This is a genomic window from Variovorax sp. P4_D9 (assembly GCF_056401695.1).
On the sequence record NZ_JBFUIU010000884.1, the window covers coordinates 1 to 3,482 of the forward strand.

The following is a 3,482-nucleotide window of genomic DNA, read 5'->3' on the forward strand; positions in this document are numbered from 1 at the left end:
GCCGACACCCTCGCGGATGCCTGCGCACGGCTCGGGGCCAATGCGGTTCGCTATTCCTTCATTGCGGTGGACTTTCACCACTTACTCCTTGCCGGTCTCCCGGCGCACCCAAGCCAATTGTCGCCAACCACCCCATCTATCCCGAGCAACGCCAGTGCGCGCAACCCCACCACCGAGCAGGTGCTACGGCTGTTCAGCCTCGCCGAGCGCCACCATCTGCTTCAGCACGGACACCCCGTCCAGGTCTTCGACCTCAAGGTCACACAGTTGCAGCGCCAAGTGCTCGCCCTCCTTGGCGTCCCGGCCGGCACGTTCTAGACCCCATCCTTCGCAGTCAGGAAATTACGCGCCGACCTCGGAAAGTAAGACCCGAGCGACAACGCGATCGATTACACCGATACGACCACTGGCCATGTTGCCCAGAGATGAGGTCGCCCAGGGGCGCAATCAAGGCCTCCAACTTGGGCGTCACACAAAGTGCGGAAGACCCGAATTTGGATAAAGCGCCCGCCATGCAGGTTATCCGTGGCGCGCTTCGTCGCCGGGGACGTCGCGATCCCGATCGATACCGATCAACCTCGAAATCCGTACCGGAACGCCGGTCCGTTGAGAACGCTCAATGCGATCCTGGAGGGTTCGATCTGCGATGGTCGCCCGCGCGCGCGTGCGGACGTACTCGGCCCAGGACGCAATGATGAATCGCTCGACAAAGAGCCCGTCTTCACCCAGATCGCGAAAGACCCGCCAGCTGCTCGCCCCATTTCGACGCCGTGCAGGCTCGACATCATGGATGGCGCGAAGAAACTCCTCACGATACGCAAGATCGATCCGGTACTCAATCTGAATCAGCACTGGACCGTCATCCGGCTTGGGCTCGACGGCAATGGCCAGTTCCGGCAATTGCGCCCCCGGAGTGACGTCGGCCTCCTTGCCCATCGCAACTCGTGCGCGGTGACTGATGGCGAGCAGCAACAGCATGGTGGTGACGGAGCCGGCAAGCGCGAGTCGAGTTCCAGCCGCCGAGGCCGCCGCACCCCACAGCGCACTGCCGAACGCGAGACTCACTTGCATGGCCACAAGGTTCACGGAGACGGCGCGCGCTCGAACCCAGGCGGGCGCGCTGGTCTGAGTTCCAGCCGAGAGACCAGCAAGCACCGAAACCCATGCCGCACCGCCGCCGCAAGCTGCAACGATCGCGAGGACGACAACATCGGTTGCCGCCAGCAAGGCCATCGCGCCAATCCACAGAATCGAAGCCCACGTCACCACAACGTTCAACGATCTGCCCTGCAGCTGCCGCGGGATGGCCAACGCTCCGGCGATTGCACCGATGCCGAAACCGGCCGAGAGCAGACCAAAGCCGCCGGCACCGAGTTGGAGTTGGTCGCGCGCGATCACCGGAAGCAGCGCCCAGAACGCGCTCGCGCACAGGCTGAAACTGACGTTGCGGATCAGCAGCGAACGCATCGGCAAAGAGTGTCGTGCGAAGCGCAGGCCAACCCGGACGCCCATAAACACGGTTTCCGGGACGCCCGGCAGCCCGCGCTCGCGCTTCTTCATGCGATAGACCGCGATGATCATCAGCACGAAACAAAGCGAGCTCGCAACGAGCGCGCTGCCTGAGCCCAGCCAGGCGGCGATCCCCCCGGCCAGCGCGGGACCGACCGCGCGAGCGACATTGAAGGCGACCGCACCCAGGGCCACGGCACGCGGCAACTCTTCCCTGGACACGAGGTCGTGGATGCTCGCCGCCTGGGCAGGCAGGTACAAGCTGAGGCCGGCACCGACCACGAAGGTGAGCGCAAGGAGCAGTGCCGGGCCGACGAGTCCCGCGAGCGTGGCTGCACCCAAGACTGCGGTGGAGACAAGCAACAGCCATTGCGTTACGAGGATGAGCCGGCGTCGATCAACGATGTCTGCGAGCGCGCCTGCGACCAACCCGAACAACAGTGCCGGTGCAGTACTTGCCGTCTGGACGAGGGCGACCATGAACTCGGACGTCGTCAGCGTCGCCATCACCCAGGCGGCGACGGTCGTCTGCATCGTGTAGCCAAGTGCCGTTCCGAGCGAGCCGAAATAGAACAACCGGAACCGCGGATGCCGCAGCGGCGAGGTTGCAAACAGCCGTGATGCAGAGGTAGCGAGAAGAGCTTTCACGCACAGAGTCTAGCCATCGCCACGCGCTACGCCGGTTCGGTCTCGATCGCCTTCAGCGCATCCTCAAAGCACCACTGACCCATCGTGGATGAACGCCTCGGCTGCGTCAGCGAGTTGATTCATGAAGCGTGCCGAACTTGCAATGCGCATGTCCGAGATGGCGGGCCCGTTGGGCTCGCGTGCGATGTAGAGAAGCAGGTACCCGTACAGCGGCGTACGCATAAATGACGCACGCGTCGCTCACGGCGCCGGCGCCGACGGTGCAAGCGGCTCCACTCGGGCAGTTCGGCTGGATCGGCCGGCGGCAGATGGGCGTGGCGCAGCACCATGCGCCCTCCCCCTCCTCGGTTCGCGTAGGCGCCGTCCTTGCCGAAGTAAAAGCTCGAATACTCGCCCGCAGGACCCAGCGCTTTCCAATCGGCGAACAGATCGGCAAACCAATCCGGATCGATGCCCTGCGCTTCGAGAGCGTCATACAGCAGGTCCGATAATTGCCGTGCGGCGGCGGCGTGGGCTTTCTGCTTGTTGCCATCAATGGGCAAAGAAAAGCCCGCTCAAGGCGGGCAGCTGGCCGCGTCCCAAGCCCGGCCTCATCCCGTCGAGGTCCTTGCCTTCTCGGTCGCCTCCGCGACGGCCTCGCAGGCGCCTTCGAAAGAAAAGCGCTTGCTCGCGCTGATGCGCCGCATCATCTCGTCCGAACGCTCGTCGCGCTCAAGCAGCGGCGCCGGTGCGCGCTGCTGGCGGCGCCCGGGTACGGATTGATGGCGGAATCTGTTTAGCACGGGCTAAAGGTACCTGAGTCCGGTACCGACTGCGACACCGGTTGGTGAAGACCCCATGCGATCGTGCCAAACGCCCTTCCGTGCTTCCCGGGCGATCATGCCGAGACCATCCGGCACGGGGGCCGGCAGGTCGAGCCGCCCGGCAACAAGAATCTTCGAAAATAGTGGCGCTTTTGTTGGTTAGCACTCGCTTTCGCCATCTCGCCACGCAGTCGTTCAGCCAGTTCTCGGTGCAAGGACGATAGCTCGTTACGCCCCACCGTCCCAGGCTTTTCAACGGCTTCGGTGACCATCTCGAAATCGCACGCCGCTCAGAAAGCAAAGATCTCGCAAGTTTCATTGACGCGAATCGTCCGCCGTCCGCGAGCGCCAAAACCCCCGCATCGCCGCGAGCCTGGACTCCCTTTCGGTGGTGAGGTACATCAAATGTGCTTAAGCACATTTCCTGTATTTGGTGCAGTTTCCTGTTATGCGCTCCATGCGCAAGGCGCCCGCGCCGACAGCCGAGCCGGACGGAAACGGCTCGACATAACAGTCTCATGA

4 protein-coding genes are annotated in these 3,482 nt (G+C 63.6%); 1 reads left to right on the top strand and 3 read right to left on the bottom strand.

What is annotated here, in order from left to right; all coding sequences use genetic code 11:
* Window positions 1–318, top strand: a 318-nt coding sequence (locus AC1DY5_RS47445) for a hypothetical protein (protein WP_478121312.1), incomplete at its 5' end; no start/stop codon positions are given.
* Window positions 319–519: 201 nt separating this feature from the next.
* On the opposite strand, the gene AC1DY5_RS47450 is transcribed toward AC1DY5_RS47445, so the two are convergent.
* The 3 genes from AC1DY5_RS47450 to AC1DY5_RS47460 all read right to left on the bottom strand — a co-directional run bounded on the left by AC1DY5_RS47450 (window position 520) and on the right by AC1DY5_RS47460 (window position 2,939).
* Window positions 520–2,157 carry an MFS transporter gene (locus AC1DY5_RS47450; RefSeq protein WP_478121313.1) on the bottom strand — a complete coding sequence of 546 codons (1,638 nt, stop codon included), beginning with the start codon at window positions 2,155–2,157 and terminating at the stop codon, window positions 520–522.
* Between the two features lie 119 nt (window positions 2,158–2,276).
* Entirely contained in the window at window positions 2,277–2,699 is a 423-nt protein-coding gene (locus tag AC1DY5_RS47455) for a globin family protein (RefSeq protein ID WP_478121314.1), read from the bottom strand.
* Between the two features lie 48 nt (window positions 2,700–2,747).
* Window positions 2,748–2,939, bottom strand: coding sequence for a hypothetical protein (locus AC1DY5_RS47460; protein ID WP_478121315.1), 192 nt, complete (start codon window positions 2,937–2,939; stop codon window positions 2,748–2,750).
* Window positions 2,940–3,482: the final 543 nt, after the last annotated feature.